The following is a 15,830-nucleotide window of genomic DNA, read 5'->3' on the forward strand; positions in this document are numbered from 1 at the left end:
GAGCGGCGAGATATTCCGGTCGCGCCGGCTCGGGTATCCTGCGCGGCCTGCATGCCCCGATGCGGGCTAAGCTCAATCTGGTAATTGCCTAATAAGGAGCAGCCGATATGTTTGTTCTGGATTCCCGTTTGCAGCAGGACACCCTGCCGCTGGGTGATTTTCCGCTGAGTCGCCTGCTGCTGATGAACGATGCCAACTACCCGTGGTTCATCCTGGTGCCGCGCCGGGAGGATGTCAGCGAACTGTTCCAGCTGGATCCCGAGGACCAGCAGGAGCTGTGGCGTGAAGCGACCAGCCTGGCGGAAGTGCTCAAGGACACCTTCAATGCCGACAAGATGAACGTGGCCAATCTCGGTAACGTGGTCAGCCAGTTGCACGTGCATGTGATCGTCCGTCGCCGTGACGACGCAGCCTGGCCGGCGCCGGTGTGGGGCAGGCACCCGGCGGTGCCCTATACGCCGGAACAGTTGCAGGTCATCCGCGATAAGCTGGAAATGGCGCTGGACGATGGTTTTCGCTTTGCGCAGGAGTGAATGATGGAACTGGAAGAGCGGATCGCCGACCTCGAGAGTCGGCTGGCATTTCAGGACGACGCTCTGCAGACGCTGAGCGACGTGGTCTATGAGCAGGAGCGGGTCATCGAGCGTCTGGGATTGCAGATGCAGGTGTTGATCAAGCGCCTAGAAGACCTGCAGGGGCAGGTCGGGGTGGCGGAGGACGATGTGCCGCCCCCGCACTACTGAGCGAAACCAAAGGCCCGCCGAATTGGCGGGCCTTTGGTTTTCAGGGGAGGGTCATCTGCGGACGGGAAGTGCCGCTATCACGTCTTCGGCCTGGAGGCCCTTGTCCCGCTGCACGACGGAAAACTCCACCCGCTGCCCTTCGATGAGGATGCGGTGCCCCTCGCCGCGGATCGCCCGGAAGTGCACGAAGATGTCTTCGCCGCTGTCGCGGGAGATGAAGCCGAAGCCCTTGGAGGTATTGAACCACTTGACGGTACCGGTCTCGCGATTCTCGTCGCTGGAGATGGGCGCCGCGGAGCTGGCGGGTGCCTTGCGCAGGCCGGCTGCCAGTTGCAGGGCCACGGCGACGCCGACGATCAGCAGCGGAACCAGGATGGCGGGCTGGTCGCCGATCATGGGTAGTGGCGCGAGCAACACCAGTACCTGAACGGCAATGGCCAGGACGATCAGCACGGATGCGGCGATCTGCAAGGGCTGGGCTTTCTGCGAAGGAAGCGTGGCGAACAGCAGGCTGAGCATGCCGAGCAGGGCGAGGTACACGGCATCGGCTTGTTGAAGGTAGGGCAGGGCTTCGGTGCGCAGGGCTGGAATAAAGGACAGCAACAGGGCGGCGGCGCCCGTCAGGAGATGGACGATTTTTAACATGGTTATAGGTTCACCTTGAGCGGGTAACGATGAAGCAGCCGGTCGACATCAATCCGCGGGATGAAAATGGGAGTTCGAGGGTCGCCGGCCTATGCGCGTGACGCACGGCGGCTATTTAACAGCAAACCCGGAGCCTTCTCAAATCAGCCGCCGGGATCGGGTTTGGAGCGGGGAAAGAAAAAGCCCGGAACGAATCCGGGCTTTTGCGTCGACTCAGGCGTCCAGCAGGCTGCGCAGCATCCATGCGGTCTTTTCGTGGACCTGCATGCGCTGGGTCAGCAGGTCCGCGGTGGGCTCGTCGCTGACCTTGTCGATCAGCGGGAAGATGCTGCGCGCGGTGCGGACGACCGCTTCCTGTCCCTGGACCAGTTGCTTGATCATTTCCTTGGCTTCCGGGACGCCTTCCTCTTCCTTGATCGATGAGAGGCGGGCGTAGGCGGCATAGGTGCCCGGCGCCGGGAAGCCGAGGGCGCGGATGCGTTCGGCGATGCTGTCGACCGCCAGCGCCAGTTCGTTGTACTGCCCTTCGAACATCAGGTGCAGGGTGTTGAACATCGGCCCGGTGACGTTCCAGTGGAAGTTGTGGGTCTTCAGATAGAGGGTGTAGGTGTCGGCCAGAAGACGGGAAAGACCTTCGGCGATGGAGGCGCGGTCCTGTTCGCCGATACCGATATTGATTTCCATGGAATTCTCCTTGCTATCTGTTTGCCAGGGACTGTTCCCCGAAGTGAATCCAGCCTAACACAGGCTTTTCCGCCATGCCTTTGGCATTGGTCAACGGGCTCGATTGAAGATGGCTATCAAGATGGGCGCTCGACATTCTGAGCGTCAGATGGTGGCCGGGCCGGCTGCAAGTGTGGATTTTTTCAGGCTATAATCCGCGTCTTTGCCGCCGGGTGCGGGCCCGCGGCGTAGTGTCAGCCAAGGTGTCCCGATGCCGATTTACGAATACCAGTGCGGCTCCTGCAATCATCAGCTGGAAGCCATCCAGAAGTTCAGCGACGCACCGCTGGTCGATTGCCCGGCCTGCAGCGCTCCCGAGCTGAAGAAGTTGTTGTCCGCCCCCGGTTTCCGCCTCAGCGGCGGTGGTTGGTACGAGACCGATTTCAAGACCGGCGCGAAGAAGAATCTGGCCTCCTCCGACGGGCCTGCAGCCTGTCCTGCCACCGGTTGCTCCGGCGGCGCCTGTGCCGCTGGCGACTGAGCGGTTCCAAAGAATCCAAGACTTGCGAGAAGCGAAACACACCATGATGCGCAGCCACTATTGCGGCCAATTGAACGAGAGCCTGGACGGCCAGGTAGTCACTCTTTGCGGTTGGGTGCACCGCCGCCGCGACCACGGCGGGGTGATCTTCCTCGATATCCGTGACCGTGAAGGCCTGGCCCAGGTCGTGTTCGACCCGGATCGTGCGGAAACCTTCGCCAAGGCCGACCGTGTGCGCAGCGAGTACGTGGTGAAGATCACCGGCAAGGTGCGCATGCGTCCGGAAGGCGCGCGCAACGCGAACATGGCCTCCGGCGCCATCGAGGTGCTGGGCTACGAACTGGACGTGCTGAACCAGGCCGAGACTCCGCCGTTCCCGCTGGACGAGTACTCCGACGTCGGCGAGGAAACCCGCCTGCGCTACCGCTTCATCGACCTGCGTCGTCCGGAAATGGCCGCCAAGCTGAAGCTGCGCGCGCGCATCACCAGCAGCATTCGCCGCTACCTGGACGAGAACGGCTTCCTCGACGTGGAAACCCCGATCCTCGGCCGTCCGACTCCGGAAGGCGCACGCGACTACCTGGTGCCGAGCCGTACCTACCCGGGCCACTTCTTCGCCCTGCCGCAGTCGCCCCAGCTGTTCAAGCAGCTGCTGATGGTGGCCGGCTTCGACCGCTACTACCAGATCGCCAAGTGCTTCCGCGACGAAGACCTGCGTGCCGACCGTCAGCCGGAATTCACCCAGATCGACATCGAGACCAGCTTCCTCGAAGAAAGCGACATCATCGAAATCACCGAGAAGATGGTGCGCCAGCTGTTCAAGGAAGTGCTGGACGTCGAGTTCGACGAATTCCCGCACATGTCCTTCGAAGAAGCCATGCGCCGCTACGGTTCGGACAAGCCGGACCTGCGCATTCCGCTGGAGCTGGTGGACGTGGCCGACCAGCTGAAGGAAGTGGAATTCAAGGTGTTCTCCGGTCCGGCCAACGATCCGAAGGGCCGCGTCGCCGCCCTGCGCGTTCCGGGTGCGGCGAGCATGCCGCGCAGCCAGATCGACGACTACACCAAGTTCGTCGGCATCTACGGCGCCAAGGGCCTGGCCTACATCAAGGTCAACGAACGCGCCAAGGGCGTGGAAGGCCTGCAGTCGCCGATCGTCAAGTTCATCCCCGAGGCCAACCTCAACGTGATCCTCGATCGCGTTGGCGCGGTCGACGGCGACATCGTGTTCTTCGGCGCCGACAAGGCGAAGATCGTCTGCGACGCCCTGGGCGCGCTGCGCATAAAGGTCGGCCACGACCTCAAGCTGCTCACCAAAGAGTGGGCGCCGATGTGGGTGGTGGACTTCCCGATGTTCGAAGAGAACGACGACGGCAGCCTGACTTCCCTGCACCACCCGTTCACTTCGCCCAACTGCACCCCGGAAGAGCTGGAGGCCAACCCGGCCGTGGCCCTGTCCCGCGCCTACGACATGGTGCTGAACGGCACCGAACTGGGCGGCGGCTCCATCCGTATCCACGACAAGGGCATGCAGCAGGCGGTGTTCCGCGTGCTGGGCATCGACGATGCGGAGCAGGAAGAGAAGTTCGGCTTCCTCCTCGACGCGCTGAAGTACGGTGCCCCGCCGCACGGCGGCCTGGCCTTCGGCCTGGACCGTCTGGTGATGCTGATGACCGGCGCCTCGTCGATCCGCGAAGTGATCGCCTTCCCGAAAACCCAGAGCGCCGGCGACGTCATGACCCAGGCGCCGGGGACCGTGGACGCCAAGGCCCTGCGCGAGCTGAACATTCGCCTGCGCGAACAGGCGAAGGCCGAGTAATTCGAACAATCCGGGGCGGCATCGACGCCGCTCCGCAACAGAGTACGGAGTGAGTTATGGCTGGTCATTCCAAATGGGCCAATATCAAGCACCGCAAGGGTCGTCAGGACGCCAAGCGGGGCAAGATATTCACCAAGCTGATTCGTGAGCTGACCATCGCTGCCAAGCACGGCGGTCCGATCCCGGCTGACAACCCGCGTCTGCGCCTGGCCGTGGACAAGGCGCTGACCGCCAACATGTCGCGCGACACCATCGATCGCGCCATCGCCCGCGGCGCCGGCAGCAACGAGGCGGACAACGTCGTCGAGCTCTCCTACGAGGGCTATGCACCGAGCGGCGTGGCCATCATCGTCGAGGCCATGACCGACAACCGCAACCGCACCGCGGCCGAAGTGCGCCATGCCTTCAGCAAGTGCGGCGGCAACCTTGGCACCGATGGTTCGGTGGCCTACATGTTCGATCGCAAGGGGCAGATCAGCTTCGCCCCGGGCGTCGATGAAGATGCCCTGATGGAAGCGGCGCTGGAAGCCGGCGCGGAAGACGTGGAAATGGGCGACGACGGCTCGGCCGTGGTCTCCACCAGCTTCGCCGATTTCCATGCTGTGAACGAGGCGCTGGAAACCGCCGGCTTCAAGGGCGAGGAGGCGGAAATCGCCATGATCCCCTCGATCAATGCGCCGATCGCCGATCTGGAAACCGCGCAGAAGGTCATGCGCCTGATCGACATGCTGGAAGATCTCGACGACGTGCAGAACGTCTATCACAACGCGGATATTCCCGACGAGATCATGGAACAGCTGGACTGAGCGCCGGTCCGAGCATGCAGCCGGAAGTCGCCGAGCGCGCTTCCGGCTTTTTTATGCGCGCGCCGCTCCGTATACTCGCGGCTGGATAAATAGACAGTGTGCCGGTCCCTGGGTCGGTACGTGGAGCGAAGGGCGGCATGACCCTGATCCTTGGTATCGACCCCGGTTCCCGCATCACCGGCTACGGCGTCGTCCGCGACACCGGGCGCGGCTGCGAATATGTGGCCTCCGGCTGCATCCGCACCGGCGCGGGCGAACTGCGCGACCGTCTGCAGATCGTCTTCCGCGGCGTGGGCGAGGTGATCCGCCTGTACGGGCCGGTGACCATGGGCATCGAGCAGGTGTTCATGGCGCGCAACGCCGATTCCGCGCTCAAGCTGGGCCAGGCACGCGGAGCTGCAATCGTGGCGGCGGCGGAAGCCGGGCTGGAAGTCGCGGAGTACACCGCCAGCCAGGTCAAGCAGGCCATCGCCGGCACCGGCGGCGCCGACAAGCAGCAGGTGCAGATGATGGTCATGCACCTGCTCAAGCTGCTGCAGAAGCCGCAGATCGACGCCTCCGACGCCCTGGCCATCGCCCTCTGTCATGCGCACCACCGGCAGAGCCTGATTCCCCACGGCCTGGCCACCGCCCGGCGGCGGGGCGGCCGGCTTCGTCTGTAACCTCCTGGAAGGACCTGATTCGTGATTGGACGCCTGCGTGGCACCCTGGCGGAAAAGCAGCCGCCGCACCTGATCCTCGACGTGAACGGCGTGGGCTATGAGCTGGAGGTCCCGATGACCACCCTCTATCGCCTGCCTGCGCTGGGCGAGGCGGTGACCCTGCACACCCATCTGGTGGTGCGCGAGGATGCCCATCTGCTCTATGGTTTCGCCGAGAAGCGCGAGCGCGAGATGTTTCGCGAGCTGATCCGCCTCAACGGCGTGGGGCCGAAGCTGGCGCTGGCGCTGATGTCCAGTCTGGAAGTGGACGAGATGGTGCGTTGCGTGCAGGCGCAGGATACTTCCACCCTGGTGAAGGTGCCCGGGGTCGGCAAGAAGACCGCCGAGCGGCTGCTGGTGGAACTGAAGGATCGCTTCAAGGCCTGGGAAAGCATTCCGTCGATCGCCCCGCTGGTGGTTGAACCCATACGCGCGGCGGCAGTCTCAAGCGCCGAGGCGGATGCCGTCAGCGCGCTCATCGCGCTGGGCTTCAAGCCGCAGGAGGCGAGCCGCGCCGTGGCCGCCGTGCAGGAGGAAGGTTTGTCCAGCGAAGAACTCATCCGTCGTTCATTGAAAGGCATGGGCTAGGTAGACGCCGATGATCGAATCCGATCGCCTGATTTCCGCCGTCTCCGGCCGTGAACGCGAGGAGCAGCTGGATCGCGCCATCCGCCCGCTGAGCCTGTCCGACTACATCGGCCAGCCGACCGTGCGCGAGCAGATGGAGCTGTTCATCCAGGCCGCCAGGGGGCGCAAGGAAGCCCTCGACCACACCCTGATCTTCGGCCCGCCGGGGCTGGGCAAGACAACCCTGGCCAACATCATCTCCCAGGAGATGGGCGTGGCGATCAAGAGCACTTCCGGTCCCGTGCTGGAGCGCCCGGGCGACCTGGCGGCGCTGCTCACCAACCTGGAGCCGGGCGACGTGCTGTTCGTCGACGAGATCCACCGCCTGTCTCCGATCGTCGAGGAAGTGCTGTATCCGGCGATGGAGGATTTCCAGCTGGACATCATGATCGGCGAAGGGCCGGCGGCGCGCTCGATCAAGCTCGACCTGCCGCCCTTCACCCTGGTCGGGGCGACCACCCGCGCCGGCATGCTGACCAATCCGCTGCGTGACCGCTTCGGCATCGTCCAGCGTCTGGAGTTCTACAGCGTGGACGACCTGACCACCATCGTCAGCCGTTCGGCCGGGATTCTCGGCCTGGCCATCGAGCGCGACGGTGCCTTCGAGATCGCCCGCCGTGCCCGCGGCACGCCGCGCATCGCCAACCGGCTGCTGCGCCGCGTGCGGGATTTCGCCGAGGTGCGCGGCAACGGGCGGATCAGCAGCGACATCGCCGACAAGGCGCTGAACCTGCTGGATGTCGACGAACGTGGCTTCGACCACCAGGACCGGCGTCTGCTGCTGACCATGATCGAGAAGTTCGATGGCGGACCGGTGGGGCTCGACAACCTCTCCGCCGCCATTGGCGAAGAAAGACACACAATTGAGGACGTGCTGGAGCCCTATTTGATCCAGCAAGGCTATATCATGCGCACGCCGCGGGGGCGGGTCGTCACCCGGCATGCCTATCTGCATTTCGGCCTGAAGTTGCCGAACGGCTCAGGAGAAAGCGTTTCGCCTGATCGGTTCTCTTCTGAAGATGGTAATTAATTGCATTTGTGGGCGATTGCCGATTGGCAAAGCCCTGACTTGGTTCTAGAGTATGCGCGCGCAACACGGGGGTCAGCCGTTCCAGCATCGTTTCCGGGTCTATTACGAAGACACCGATGCGGGCGGCATCGTCTACTACGTCAACTACCTCAAGTTCATGGAGCGGGCTCGTACCGAGCGGCTGCGTGATCTGGGCTATGCCCAGTCCGAGCTGGCCGGTGAGAACCTGCTATTTGTCGTTCATTCGGCGGAGGCACGCTACCATGCGCCGGCCCGGCTGGACGACGAATTGATCGTCTCCGCCGAAGTGGAGGAGTTGAACCGCGCGAGCCTGCGTTTCCGTCAACAGGTTCGCCGGGCGACAGACTCGGTCTTGCTCTGCGAAGGGCGATTCCTGGTGGCCTGCGTGCGGGCCGATAACTTCAGACCCCGCGCGATCCCCGAAGCGTTGCGTGCGGCATTTGCCGGCAGTCCGGACACCCTTTCAGCAGGAGATTAACGTGGAACCGAACGTCGTCGACCATACCTCCATGTGGAGCCTGATCAGCAACGCCAGTCTGGTGGTGCAACTGGTCATGCTCACCCTCGTGGCCGCCTCGGTCACTTCGTGGATCATGATTTTCCAGCGCAGCAACATGATGCGTTCGGCCAAGAAGGCCCTGGAAACCTTCGAAGAGCGCTTCTGGTCGGGCATCGACCTGTCCAAGCTGTATCGCCAGGCCGGCAGCAATCCGGACCCGGATTCCGGCGTCGAGCAGATCTTCCGTGCCGGCTTCAAGGAGTTCTCGCGTCTGCGCCAGCAGGCCGGCGTCGAGGCCGATGCGGTGATGGAAGGCGTATCCCGCGCCATGCGCGTGGCCATCTCGCGCGAGGAAGAGAAGCTGGAAACCAGCCTGCCGTTCCTTGCCACCGTCGGTTCCACCAGCCCGTACATCGGCCTGTTCGGCACCGTGTGGGGCATCATGAACTCCTTCCGCGGCCTGGCCACCGTGCAGCAGGCGACCCTCGCCACCGTTGCCCCGGGCATCGCCGAAGCGCTGATCGCCACCGCCATCGGCCTGTTCGCCGCGATTCCGGCAGTCATCGCCTACAACCGCTTCTCCGCTCGTTCGGAGATGCTGATCGGCCGTTACTACACCTTCGCCGACGAGTTCCAGGCCATCCTGCACCGCAAGGTGCACACCAGTGACGACTGAGAGGTAAGCCGATATGACGAGGATTCGTCACAAGCGCAAGCCGGTCGCGGAAATGAACGTGGTGCCTTACATCGACGTGATGCTGGTGCTGCTGGTGATTTTCATGGTGACCGCGCCGATGCTCAACCAGGGCGTCAAGGTCGACCTGCCCAAGGTTTCCAGCGAAGCCCTGCCGCAGGACAACGACTCGCGGGTGCTGACCATTTCGATCAAGGCCGACAAGACCTACTACTGGAACATGGGCGCGGAAGTCGATCCTGACCAGGGCAAGTCCAGCCAGACCGCCGTCGACCTGGACCAGCTGGTGAATGCCGCCAGCGGGATCATGGCCGAGAACGGCCGCCAGGGTAAGAAGGTCCAGGTCTTCGTGCGTGGCGACAAGGCTGTCGACTACGGCTCGGTGATGGCGGTCATGGGCGGCCTGCAGAAGGCCGGCGTAGGTAATGTGGGATTGATTACCGAGGCACCCTGATTTCTATGCGACTCGAGCGGTCTCCTTCTCCTTCGGAAAGTTATTTCTGGCCGGCCGTGCTGGCCGTGGCCTTGCACGTCCTGATTTTCGCCATGCTCTTCGTCAGCTGGGCGACGGCTCCCGAGCTGCCGCCTTCGCGGCCGATCGTGCAGGCGACGCTCTACCAGCTGAAGTCGAAGAGTCAGGCGACCCAGCAGACCAACCAGAAAATCGCCGGAGAATCGAAGAAGACCTCCTCCAGGCAGTACGAAACAGAGCAGCTGGAACAGAAGAAGGCCGAGCAGCAGGCCCTCGCCGCCGCCAAGGCAGCGGAACAAAAGAAAGCCGACGATGCTCGAAAGGCGGCAGAGGCTGCGAAAGCCGCGGACGCCGCCAAGGCTGCAGAAGCCAGGAAGGCGGCTGAGGCGAAAAAGGCTGACGAGGCCAAGAAAGCCGCAGAGGCCAAGGCCGCCGAGCAGAAGAAGCAGGCGGACATAGCCAAGAAGCGCGCCGAGGAAGAGGCGAAGAAGAAGGCCGCTGCCGAGGCAGCGAAGAAGAAGGCGGCCGAAGAGGCCAAGAAAGTAGCTGCCGCCGAAGCGGCGAAGAAGAAGGCCGCGGCCGAGGAAGCCAAGAAGAAGGCTGCCGTGGAAGCGGCGAAGAAGAAAGCGGCCGCCGCGGCGGCGCGCAAGGCCCAGGAAGACAAGAAGGCGCAGGCCCTGGCCGAACTGCTGTCGGACGACACGCAGCGCCAGCAGGCTCTGGCGGACGAACGTGGCAACCAGGTGGCCGGCAACTTCGACGACCTGATCGTCAGCCTGGTCAGCCAGCAGTGGACCCGCCCGCCTTCGGCGCGTAACGGAATGAGCGTGGAAGTGCTGATCCAGATGCTGCCGGACGGCACCATCACCAACGTCAGCGTGACCCGTTCGAGCGGCGATTCGCCGTTCGACAACTCGGCGCTCGCAGCGGTGCGCAACGTCGGCCGGATCCCGGAGATGCAGCAACTGGATCGCACCACCTTCGACAGCCTTTACCGGCAGCGCCGAATGATTTTCAAACCGGAGGACCTGAGTCTGTGATTAACCTGATTCGCATTGCGCTCCTTGCCCTGGTCGCGCTCGCCGGCCTGGCGCGGGCAGCCGACCCGCTGGTGGTGTCCACCGGCACCGACCGGGCGGTGCCGATCGCCGTGGTGCCGTTCGGCTGGCAGGGCGGCAACGTCCTGCCCGAGGACATGTCCACCATCATCGGCAACGACCTGCGCAATTCGGGCTATTTCGAACCCATCCCGCGGCAGAACATGATCAGCCAGCCGGCCCAGGCCAGCGAAGTGATCTACCGCGACTGGAGCGCCATCGGCGCGCAGTACGTGCTGATCGGCAGCATCGTGCCGGCCGGTGGGCGCCTGCAGGTGCAGTACGGCCTGTTCAACGTGGCGACCCAGCAGCAGGTGCTGACCGGCAGCGTCGGCGGCAGCACGGACCAGCTGCGCGACATGTCGCACTACATCGCCGACCAGGCCTTCGAGAAGCTCACCGGCATCAAGGGCGCCTTCTCCACCAAGATGCTCTACGTCACCGCCGAGCGCTTCTCGGTCGACAACACCCGCTACACCCTGCAGCGCTCCGACTACGACGGCGCACGGGCAGTGACCCTCCTGCAGTCGCGCGAACCGATCCTCTCGCCGCGCTTCTCGCCGGATGGCCGCCGCATCGCCTACGTCTCCTTCGAGCAGAAGCGTCCGCGCATCTTCATGCAGTACGTGGACACCGGCCGCCGCGAGCAGATCAGCAACTTCGAGGGCCTGAACGGCGCGCCGGCCTTCTCGCCGGATGGCAACCGCCTGGCCTTCGTGCTGTCCCGCGATGGCAACCCGGAGGTCTACATGATGGATCTGGGCTCGCGCCAGCTGCGCCGCCTGACCAACAACGCGGCCATCGACACCGAACCCTTCTGGGGCAAGGACGGCTCGACCCTGTACTTCACTTCCGATCGCGGCGGCAAGCCGCAGGTCTACAAGATGAACGTCAACAGCGGCTCGGCCGAGCGGGTCACCTTCATCGGCAACTACAACGCCAACCCGAAACTTTCCGCGGATGAAAAGACCCTGGTGATGGTGCATCGCCAGCAGGGCTTCACCAACTTCCAGATCGCCGCCCAGGACTTGCAGCGCGGCAGTTTGCGGGTACTTTCCAACACCACCCTGGACGACTCGCCCACTGTTGCGCCTAATGGCACCATGCTAATCTACGCCACCCGCCAGCAGGATCGGGGCGTGTTGATGCTCGTTTCCATCAACGGACGCGTTCGGATCCCAATTCCTACCGCCCAAGGCGATGTACGCGAGCCTTCCTGGTCACCATACCTGAACTGACGGTTGCCAACTGTTCAAAACTTATACACTGGGGTTCATTAGGAGTTACATGATGGAAATGCTGAAATTCGGCAAATTTGCTGCTCTGGCTCTGGCCATGGCCGTAGCTGTCGGTTGTTCTTCCAAGGGCGGTGATGCGTCCGGCGAAGGTGCGAACGGCGGTGTCGACCCGAACGCTGGCTATGGCGCGAACAGCGGTGCCGTTGACGGCAGCCTGAGCGACGAAGCCGCTCTGCGTGCGATCACCACCTTCTACTTCGAGTACGACAGCTCCGACCTGAAGCCGGAAGCCATGCGCGCCCTCGACGTACACGCCAAGGACCTGCGTTCCAGCGGTCAGCGCGTGGTTCTGGAAGGTCACACCGACGAACGCGGCACCCGTGAGTACAACATGGCTCTGGGCGAGCGTCGTGCCAAGTCGGTTCAGCGCTACCTGGTTCTGCAGGGCGTTTCCCCGGCTCAGCTGGAACTGGTTTCCTACGGTAAGGAGCGTCCGGTCGCTACTGGCCACGACGAGCAGTCCTGGGCTCAGAACCGTCGCGTAGAACTGAAGAAGTAAGACCCCATGCGCCTGCGAATCCTGACCTTGTTGGCCTGCAGCCTGCCGCTCATGGCGGCGGCTGCGGCTCCCGTCGAAGACGCTAACGCCAATTACGGCGGCAGCTATCCGCCTTCGGGTTATGGCACCGCAGGCGCGGGTGGCGCCTATGCCGGTGGCGGGATGGAAACTCCCGTCTCCGGCCAGGCGCAGCTGTTCATGCAACTGCAGCAGATGCAGGACGAGATTTCGCGCCTGAGCGGCATGCTGGAAGAACAGCAGAACCAGATCCGGCAGATGAAGCAGGAAAACCTGGATCGTTACCAGGAGCTCGATCGCCGTATTTCCGGCGGTGCCGCTGCCGGCGGCGCGCCTGCGCCTGCTCCGGGTCCTGCTGCCGCCGCTGCCGGTGGTGCTGCCGCTGCGGCTCAGCAGCCCGCGGCGAGCAGCGAACCGGCCGATCCGGCGAAGGAAAAGCTGTATTACGACGCTGCCTTCGACCTCATCAAGACCAAGGATTTCGATAAGGCCAGCCAGGCGTTCAGCGCCTTCCTGCGCAAGTACCCGAACAGCCAGTACGCCGGCAACGCGCAGTACTGGCTGGGCGAGGTCAACCTGGCCAAGGGTGACCTGCAGGCCGCCGGCCAGGCTTTCGCCAAGGTCAGCCAGGCCTATCCGAGCAGCCCCAAGGTTGCGGATTCGCTGTACAAGCTGGGTGATGTCGAGCGTCGTCTCGGCAATACCGACCGTGCGCGGGGCATCTTCCAGCAGGTCGCTGCGCAGTATCCGGGCACTTCCGCCGCCCAGCTCGCCCAGCGCGATCTGAAGAACCTGAAGTGATCTGATCCGCTGCCTGCCGAAAACCCGCGCTCGTCGCGGGTTTTTTCGTTAGAATCCGTCCCCCGATTTCCCGCAACGGAGGCGGATGGCCTGTTTCGCCGTCACGCCCGTGGCTGATATGCAACAGACCCTGCGAATTACCGAGATCTTCTACTCGCTGCAGGGGGAGACGCGCACCGCCGGCTTGCCGACGGTGTTCGTGCGCCTGACCGGCTGTCCCCTGCGCTGCCAGTACTGCGATACCGCCTATGCCTTCAATGGCGGCGACATCATGTCCGTGGACGCCATCCTCGAGCGCGTCGCGGCGTTCAAGCCTCGCCATGTCTGCGTGACCGGCGGCGAGCCGCTGGCCCAGCCCAACTGCATTCCGCTGCTGCAGCGGCTGTGCGACGCCGGCTACGAGGTGTCCCTGGAAACCAGCGGCGCCCTGGACATTTCCGCGACCGACCGCCGCGTCAGCCGGGTCGTCGACCTGAAGACCCCGGGTTCCGGCGAGGTGCGGCGCAATCGCTACGAGAACCTCGACCAGCTCACCGGCAACGACCAGGTGAAGTTCGTCATCTGCTCCCGCGACGACTACGACTGGGCGGTATCCAAGCTGATCGAATACCGCCTGGAGCAGCGCGCCGGCGAGGTGCTGTTCTCGCCCAGCCACAGGCAGGTCGATGCGCGCGCGCTGGCCGACTGGATCGTGTCCGACAACCTGCCGGTGCGCCTCCAGTTGCAGTTGCACAAGATTCTCTGGAACGACGAGCCAGGACACTGAAATGACCGAGCAGAAGAAAGCGGTGATTCTCCTTTCCGGTGGCCTCGACTCCGCCACCGTGGTCGCCATGGCGAAGGCCGAGGGCTACCAGTGCTACAGCATGGGTTTCGACTACGGCCAGCGGCACCGCGCCGAGCTGCAGGCGGCTGAGCGAGTGGCGCGCCAACTCGGCGTCGTCGAGCACAAGGTGATCGGACTGAACCTCAACGGCATCGGCGGCTCGGCCCTGACCGACAGCAGCATCGACGTGCCCGAGGCGCCGAGCGAGGGCATCCCGGTCACCTACGTGCCGGCGCGCAATACGGTGTTCCTGTCGCTCGCCCTGGGCTGGGCGGAAGTGCTGGGCGCCCGGGATATCTTCATCGGCGTCAACGCGGTGGACTATTCCGGCTATCCGGATTGCCGGCCGGAGTTCGTCGAGGCGTTCGAACGTCTCGCCAACCTAGCGACCAAGGCCGGAGTGGAGGGCGACGGCTTCCGCATCCAGGCGCCGCTGCAGCATCTGTCCAAGGCGCAGATCATCCAGGCGGGACTGGCGCGCGGCGTGGATTACAGCCTCACGGTGTCCTGCTACCAGGCCGATGACGAAGGGCGCGCCTGCGGCAAGTGCGACAGCTGCCGGCTGCGTGCCGAAGGCTTCGCTGCCGCCGGCGTGGCCGATCCGACGCGATATTTTTGAAAAATTTTTCGTGGGGTGTTGTTTTTGCGATAAAAATCAGTAATATACGCCTCGCGTTGGGTCGTTAGCTCAGTCGGTAGAGCAGTTGGCTTTTAACCAATTGGTCGTAGGTTCGAATCCTACACGACCCACCAGCATTCGATAGAAAGCCCGCAACTCCTGGAGTTGCGGGCTTTTTCGTATGCGCGGGATTTTCCGCGTATGCTGCCCGGGCCCGCGATACCGCGCTCCCGGGCAATTTGGCAGGATCGCCGCGCCTCCCGCGGGGCCGTCGGTGATAAAATCGCGCCCATAACGAGCAGTCGCTTCACCGGATTAGTACACATGACGCAGATATCTGAACGCCTTCTGGTCCAGGCGCATCTTGCCGCCAAGCAGCCCAAGCAGCTGAGCGCGCAGGAAGAGGCCGATTATCGCGCCGCCATCGCCGCCGAGCTGAAGGCGCAGAATGCGGTGCTGGTAGCGCACTACTACTGCGATCCGGTGATCCAGGCGCTCGCCGAGGAAACCGGCGGCTGCGTGTCCGACTCGCTGGAGATGGCCCGTTTCGGCAACCAGCATCCGGCGCAGACGGTGGTAGTGGCGGGCGTGCGCTTCATGGGCGAGACGGCGAAGATTCTCAACCCCGAGAAGCGCGTGCTGATGCCGACCCTGGAAGCGACCTGCTCGCTCGACCTGGGCTGCCCGGTCGAGGAATTCTCCGCCTTCTGCGACAAGCATCCGGAGCGCACCGTGGTGGTCTACGCCAACACCTCGGCGGCGGTGAAGGCGCGTGCCGACTGGGTGGTGACCTCCAGCTGCGCGGTGGAGATCGTCGAGCACCTGATGGACAACGGCGAACCGATCCTGTGGGCGCCGGACCAGCACCTCGGCCGCTACATCCAGCGCGAGACCGGTGCCGACATGCTGCTTTGGGACGGTGCCTGCATCGTCCACGAGGAGTTCAAGGCCAAGCAGCTGGAAGATATCAAGGCGCTCTACCCGGACGCGGCAATCCTCGTGCACCCGGAGTCGCCGGAAGCGGTGGTCGAACTGGCCGATGCCGTCGGTTCTACCAGTCAACTGATCAAGGCCGCGCAGACCCTGCCGAACAGGACATTCATCGTCGCCACCGACCGCGGCATCTTCTACAAGATGCAGCAGCTGTGCCCGGACAAGGAGTTCATCGAAGCCCCCACCGCCGGCAACGGCGCGGCCTGCCGCAGTTGCGCGCACTGCCCGTGGATGGCGATGAACACCCTGGAGCGCACCCTGGCCTGCCTGCGCGAAGGCAGCGGCGAGATCTTCGTCGACCCGGCGCTGATCCCGAAGGCGATCAAGCCGCTCAAGCGCATGCTCGACTTCACCCAGGCGGCGCGACTGAAACTGGCCGGCAACGCCTGATCGCGGCCCGAATGAAAAAGCCCGGAAT

20 protein-coding genes, 1 tRNA gene and 1 pseudogene are annotated in these 15,830 nt (G+C 63.9%); 19 read left to right on the forward strand and 3 right to left on the reverse strand.

The genetic code is table 11. From position 1 onward, the window contains the following. The first annotated feature begins 107 nt into the window (after positions 1-107). Together BLR75_RS02880 and BLR75_RS02885 are read left to right on the forward strand one after the other, a co-directional pair. Positions 108-533 (forward strand): HIT family protein, encoded by a 426-nt coding sequence (locus BLR75_RS02880; protein WP_084309869.1) that lies wholly within the window; start codon positions 108-110, stop codon positions 531-533. Positions 534-536: 3 nt separating this feature from the next. Continuing rightward, a complete protein-coding gene (locus BLR75_RS02885) occupies positions 537-743 on the forward strand; it encodes a SlyX family protein (RefSeq protein ID WP_084310146.1) in 207 nt (68 codons plus the stop codon). Positions 744-794: 51 nt separating this feature from the next. Here BLR75_RS02885 and BLR75_RS26920 read toward each other — a convergent pair whose 3' ends face one another. The 3 genes and pseudogenes from BLR75_RS26920 to BLR75_RS02895 all read right to left on the reverse strand — a co-directional run bounded on the left by BLR75_RS26920 (position 795) and on the right by BLR75_RS02895 (position 2,072). Beyond that, positions 795-1,028, reverse strand: a complete 234-nt coding sequence (locus BLR75_RS26920; RefSeq protein ID WP_245726099.1) for a cold-shock protein — start codon at positions 1,026-1,028, stop codon at positions 795-797. Between the two features lie 51 nt (positions 1,029-1,079). Continuing rightward, a pseudogene (locus tag BLR75_RS27160) lies at positions 1,080-1,388 on the reverse strand (cold shock domain-containing protein membrane protein); the annotation flags it as partial. A 213-nt stretch (positions 1,389-1,601) separates the two neighbouring features. After that, positions 1,602-2,072 carry a Dps family protein gene (locus tag BLR75_RS02895; protein ID WP_084309871.1) on the reverse strand — a complete coding sequence of 157 codons (471 nt, stop codon included), beginning with the start codon at positions 2,070-2,072 and terminating at the stop codon, positions 1,602-1,604. Between the two features lie 250 nt (positions 2,073-2,322). On the opposite strand from BLR75_RS02895, the gene BLR75_RS02900 reads away from it, so the two are divergent. The 17 genes from BLR75_RS02900 (at position 2,323) to nadA (ending at position 15,802) form a co-directional block, all read left to right on the forward strand. Then, on the forward strand, positions 2,323-2,592 hold the full coding sequence (locus BLR75_RS02900) for an FmdB family zinc ribbon protein (protein ID WP_084309872.1): 270 nt from the start codon (positions 2,323-2,325) through the stop codon (positions 2,590-2,592). 43 nt (positions 2,593-2,635) lie between these two features. Continuing rightward, on the forward strand, positions 2,636-4,411 hold the full coding sequence (gene aspS, locus BLR75_RS02905) for an aspartate--tRNA ligase (RefSeq protein ID WP_090415979.1): 1,776 nt from the start codon (positions 2,636-2,638) through the stop codon (positions 4,409-4,411). Between the two features lie 56 nt (positions 4,412-4,467). Beyond that, positions 4,468-5,217, forward strand: a complete 750-nt coding sequence (locus BLR75_RS02910; protein ID WP_084309873.1) for a YebC/PmpR family DNA-binding transcriptional regulator — start codon at positions 4,468-4,470, stop codon at positions 5,215-5,217. Between the two features lie 137 nt (positions 5,218-5,354). Further along, complete coding sequence (gene ruvC, locus BLR75_RS02915; protein ID WP_084309874.1) at positions 5,355-5,879, forward strand: crossover junction endodeoxyribonuclease RuvC; 525 nt, start codon at positions 5,355-5,357, stop codon at positions 5,877-5,879. A gap of 21 nt (positions 5,880-5,900) precedes the next feature. After that, the gene (ruvA, locus tag BLR75_RS02920; RefSeq protein ID WP_084309875.1) at positions 5,901-6,506 is read left to right on the forward strand and encodes a Holliday junction branch migration protein RuvA; all 606 of its coding nucleotides are present in this window, start codon (positions 5,901-5,903) and stop codon (positions 6,504-6,506) included. A gap of 10 nt (positions 6,507-6,516) precedes the next feature. Further along, positions 6,517-7,575 (forward strand): Holliday junction branch migration DNA helicase RuvB, encoded by a 1,059-nt coding sequence (gene ruvB / locus BLR75_RS02925; RefSeq protein WP_084309876.1) that lies wholly within the window; start codon positions 6,517-6,519, stop codon positions 7,573-7,575. A gap of 52 nt (positions 7,576-7,627) precedes the next feature. Then, positions 7,628-8,074 carry a tol-pal system-associated acyl-CoA thioesterase gene (ybgC, locus tag BLR75_RS02930; protein ID WP_084309877.1) on the forward strand — a complete coding sequence of 149 codons (447 nt, stop codon included), beginning with the start codon at positions 7,628-7,630 and terminating at the stop codon, positions 8,072-8,074. A gap of 1 nt (position 8,075) precedes the next feature. After that, complete coding sequence (tolQ, locus tag BLR75_RS02935; protein ID WP_084309878.1) at positions 8,076-8,771, forward strand: protein TolQ; 696 nt, start codon at positions 8,076-8,078, stop codon at positions 8,769-8,771. A 13-nt stretch (positions 8,772-8,784) separates the two neighbouring features. Beyond that, positions 8,785-9,243, forward strand: a complete 459-nt coding sequence (gene tolR / locus BLR75_RS02940; protein WP_084309879.1) for a protein TolR — start codon at positions 8,785-8,787, stop codon at positions 9,241-9,243. 5 nt (positions 9,244-9,248) lie between these two features. After that, positions 9,249-10,301 carry a cell envelope integrity protein TolA gene (tolA, locus tag BLR75_RS02945; RefSeq protein WP_084309880.1) on the forward strand — a complete coding sequence of 351 codons (1,053 nt, stop codon included), beginning with the start codon at positions 9,249-9,251 and terminating at the stop codon, positions 10,299-10,301. After that, entirely contained in the window at positions 10,298-11,596 is a 1,299-nt protein-coding gene (tolB, locus tag BLR75_RS02950; RefSeq protein ID WP_084309881.1) for a Tol-Pal system beta propeller repeat protein TolB, read from the forward strand. The genes tolA and tolB overlap by 4 nt, the downstream gene beginning before the upstream one ends. 52 nt (positions 11,597-11,648) lie before the next feature. After that, positions 11,649-12,155: a peptidoglycan-associated lipoprotein Pal gene (pal, locus tag BLR75_RS02955; RefSeq protein ID WP_084309882.1), complete on the forward strand. Its 507-nt coding sequence runs from the start codon at positions 11,649-11,651 to the stop codon at positions 12,153-12,155. Between the two features lie 6 nt (positions 12,156-12,161). After that, complete coding sequence (ybgF, locus tag BLR75_RS02960; RefSeq protein ID WP_084309883.1) at positions 12,162-12,974, forward strand: tol-pal system protein YbgF; 813 nt, start codon at positions 12,162-12,164, stop codon at positions 12,972-12,974. A gap of 118 nt (positions 12,975-13,092) precedes the next feature. Further along, on the forward strand, positions 13,093-13,740 hold the full coding sequence (gene queE / locus BLR75_RS02965) for a 7-carboxy-7-deazaguanine synthase QueE (protein WP_084310150.1): 648 nt from the start codon (positions 13,093-13,095) through the stop codon (positions 13,738-13,740). A gap of 1 nt (position 13,741) precedes the next feature. After that, on the forward strand, positions 13,742-14,419 hold the full coding sequence (gene queC, locus BLR75_RS02970; RefSeq protein ID WP_084309884.1) for a 7-cyano-7-deazaguanine synthase QueC: 678 nt from the start codon (positions 13,742-13,744) through the stop codon (positions 14,417-14,419). Positions 14,420-14,477: 58 nt separating this feature from the next. Continuing rightward, positions 14,478-14,553 (forward strand) — tRNA-Lys (locus BLR75_RS02975). Positions 14,554-14,743: 190 nt separating this feature from the next. After that, entirely contained in the window at positions 14,744-15,802 is a 1,059-nt protein-coding gene (gene nadA / locus BLR75_RS02980) for a quinolinate synthase NadA (RefSeq protein ID WP_084309885.1), read from the forward strand. Positions 15,803-15,830: the final 28 nt, after the last annotated feature.

It is taken from the genome of Pseudomonas jinjuensis, assembly GCF_900103845.1.
GTDB classification, from domain to species: Bacteria; Pseudomonadota; Gammaproteobacteria; order Pseudomonadales; family Pseudomonadaceae; genus Pseudomonas; species Pseudomonas jinjuensis.

Bases quoted from the DNA above. Each gene is read 5' to 3' on its own strand.
- BLR75_RS02880 (WP_084309869.1), top strand. From the start codon at position 108: ATGTTTGTTCTGGATTCCCGTTTGCAGCAGGACACCCTGCCGCTGGGT.
- BLR75_RS02885 (WP_084310146.1), top strand. From the start codon at position 537: ATGGAACTGGAAGAGCGGATCGCCGACCTCGAGAGTCGGCTGGCATTT.
- BLR75_RS02895 (WP_084309871.1), bottom strand. From the start codon at position 2,072: ATGGAAATCAATATCGGTATCGGCGAACAGGACCGCGCCTCCATCGCC.
- BLR75_RS02900 (WP_084309872.1), top strand. From the start codon at position 2,323: ATGCCGATTTACGAATACCAGTGCGGCTCCTGCAATCATCAGCTGGAA.
- aspS (WP_090415979.1), top strand. From the start codon at position 2,636: ATGATGCGCAGCCACTATTGCGGCCAATTGAACGAGAGCCTGGACGGC.
- BLR75_RS02910 (WP_084309873.1), top strand. From the start codon at position 4,468: ATGGCTGGTCATTCCAAATGGGCCAATATCAAGCACCGCAAGGGTCGT.
- ruvC (WP_084309874.1), top strand. From the start codon at position 5,355: ATGACCCTGATCCTTGGTATCGACCCCGGTTCCCGCATCACCGGCTAC.
- ruvB (WP_084309876.1), top strand. From the start codon at position 6,517: ATGATCGAATCCGATCGCCTGATTTCCGCCGTCTCCGGCCGTGAACGC.
- ybgC (WP_084309877.1), top strand. From the start codon at position 7,628: ATGCGCGCGCAACACGGGGGTCAGCCGTTCCAGCATCGTTTCCGGGTC.
- tolR (WP_084309879.1), top strand. From the start codon at position 8,785: ATGACGAGGATTCGTCACAAGCGCAAGCCGGTCGCGGAAATGAACGTG.
- tolA (WP_084309880.1), top strand. From the start codon at position 9,249: ATGCGACTCGAGCGGTCTCCTTCTCCTTCGGAAAGTTATTTCTGGCCG.
- pal (WP_084309882.1), top strand. From the start codon at position 11,649: ATGGAAATGCTGAAATTCGGCAAATTTGCTGCTCTGGCTCTGGCCATG.
- ybgF (WP_084309883.1), top strand. From the start codon at position 12,162: ATGCGCCTGCGAATCCTGACCTTGTTGGCCTGCAGCCTGCCGCTCATG.
- queE (WP_084310150.1), top strand. From the start codon at position 13,093: ATGCAACAGACCCTGCGAATTACCGAGATCTTCTACTCGCTGCAGGGG.
- queC (WP_084309884.1), top strand. From the start codon at position 13,742: ATGACCGAGCAGAAGAAAGCGGTGATTCTCCTTTCCGGTGGCCTCGAC.
- nadA (WP_084309885.1), top strand. From the start codon at position 14,744: ATGACGCAGATATCTGAACGCCTTCTGGTCCAGGCGCATCTTGCCGCC.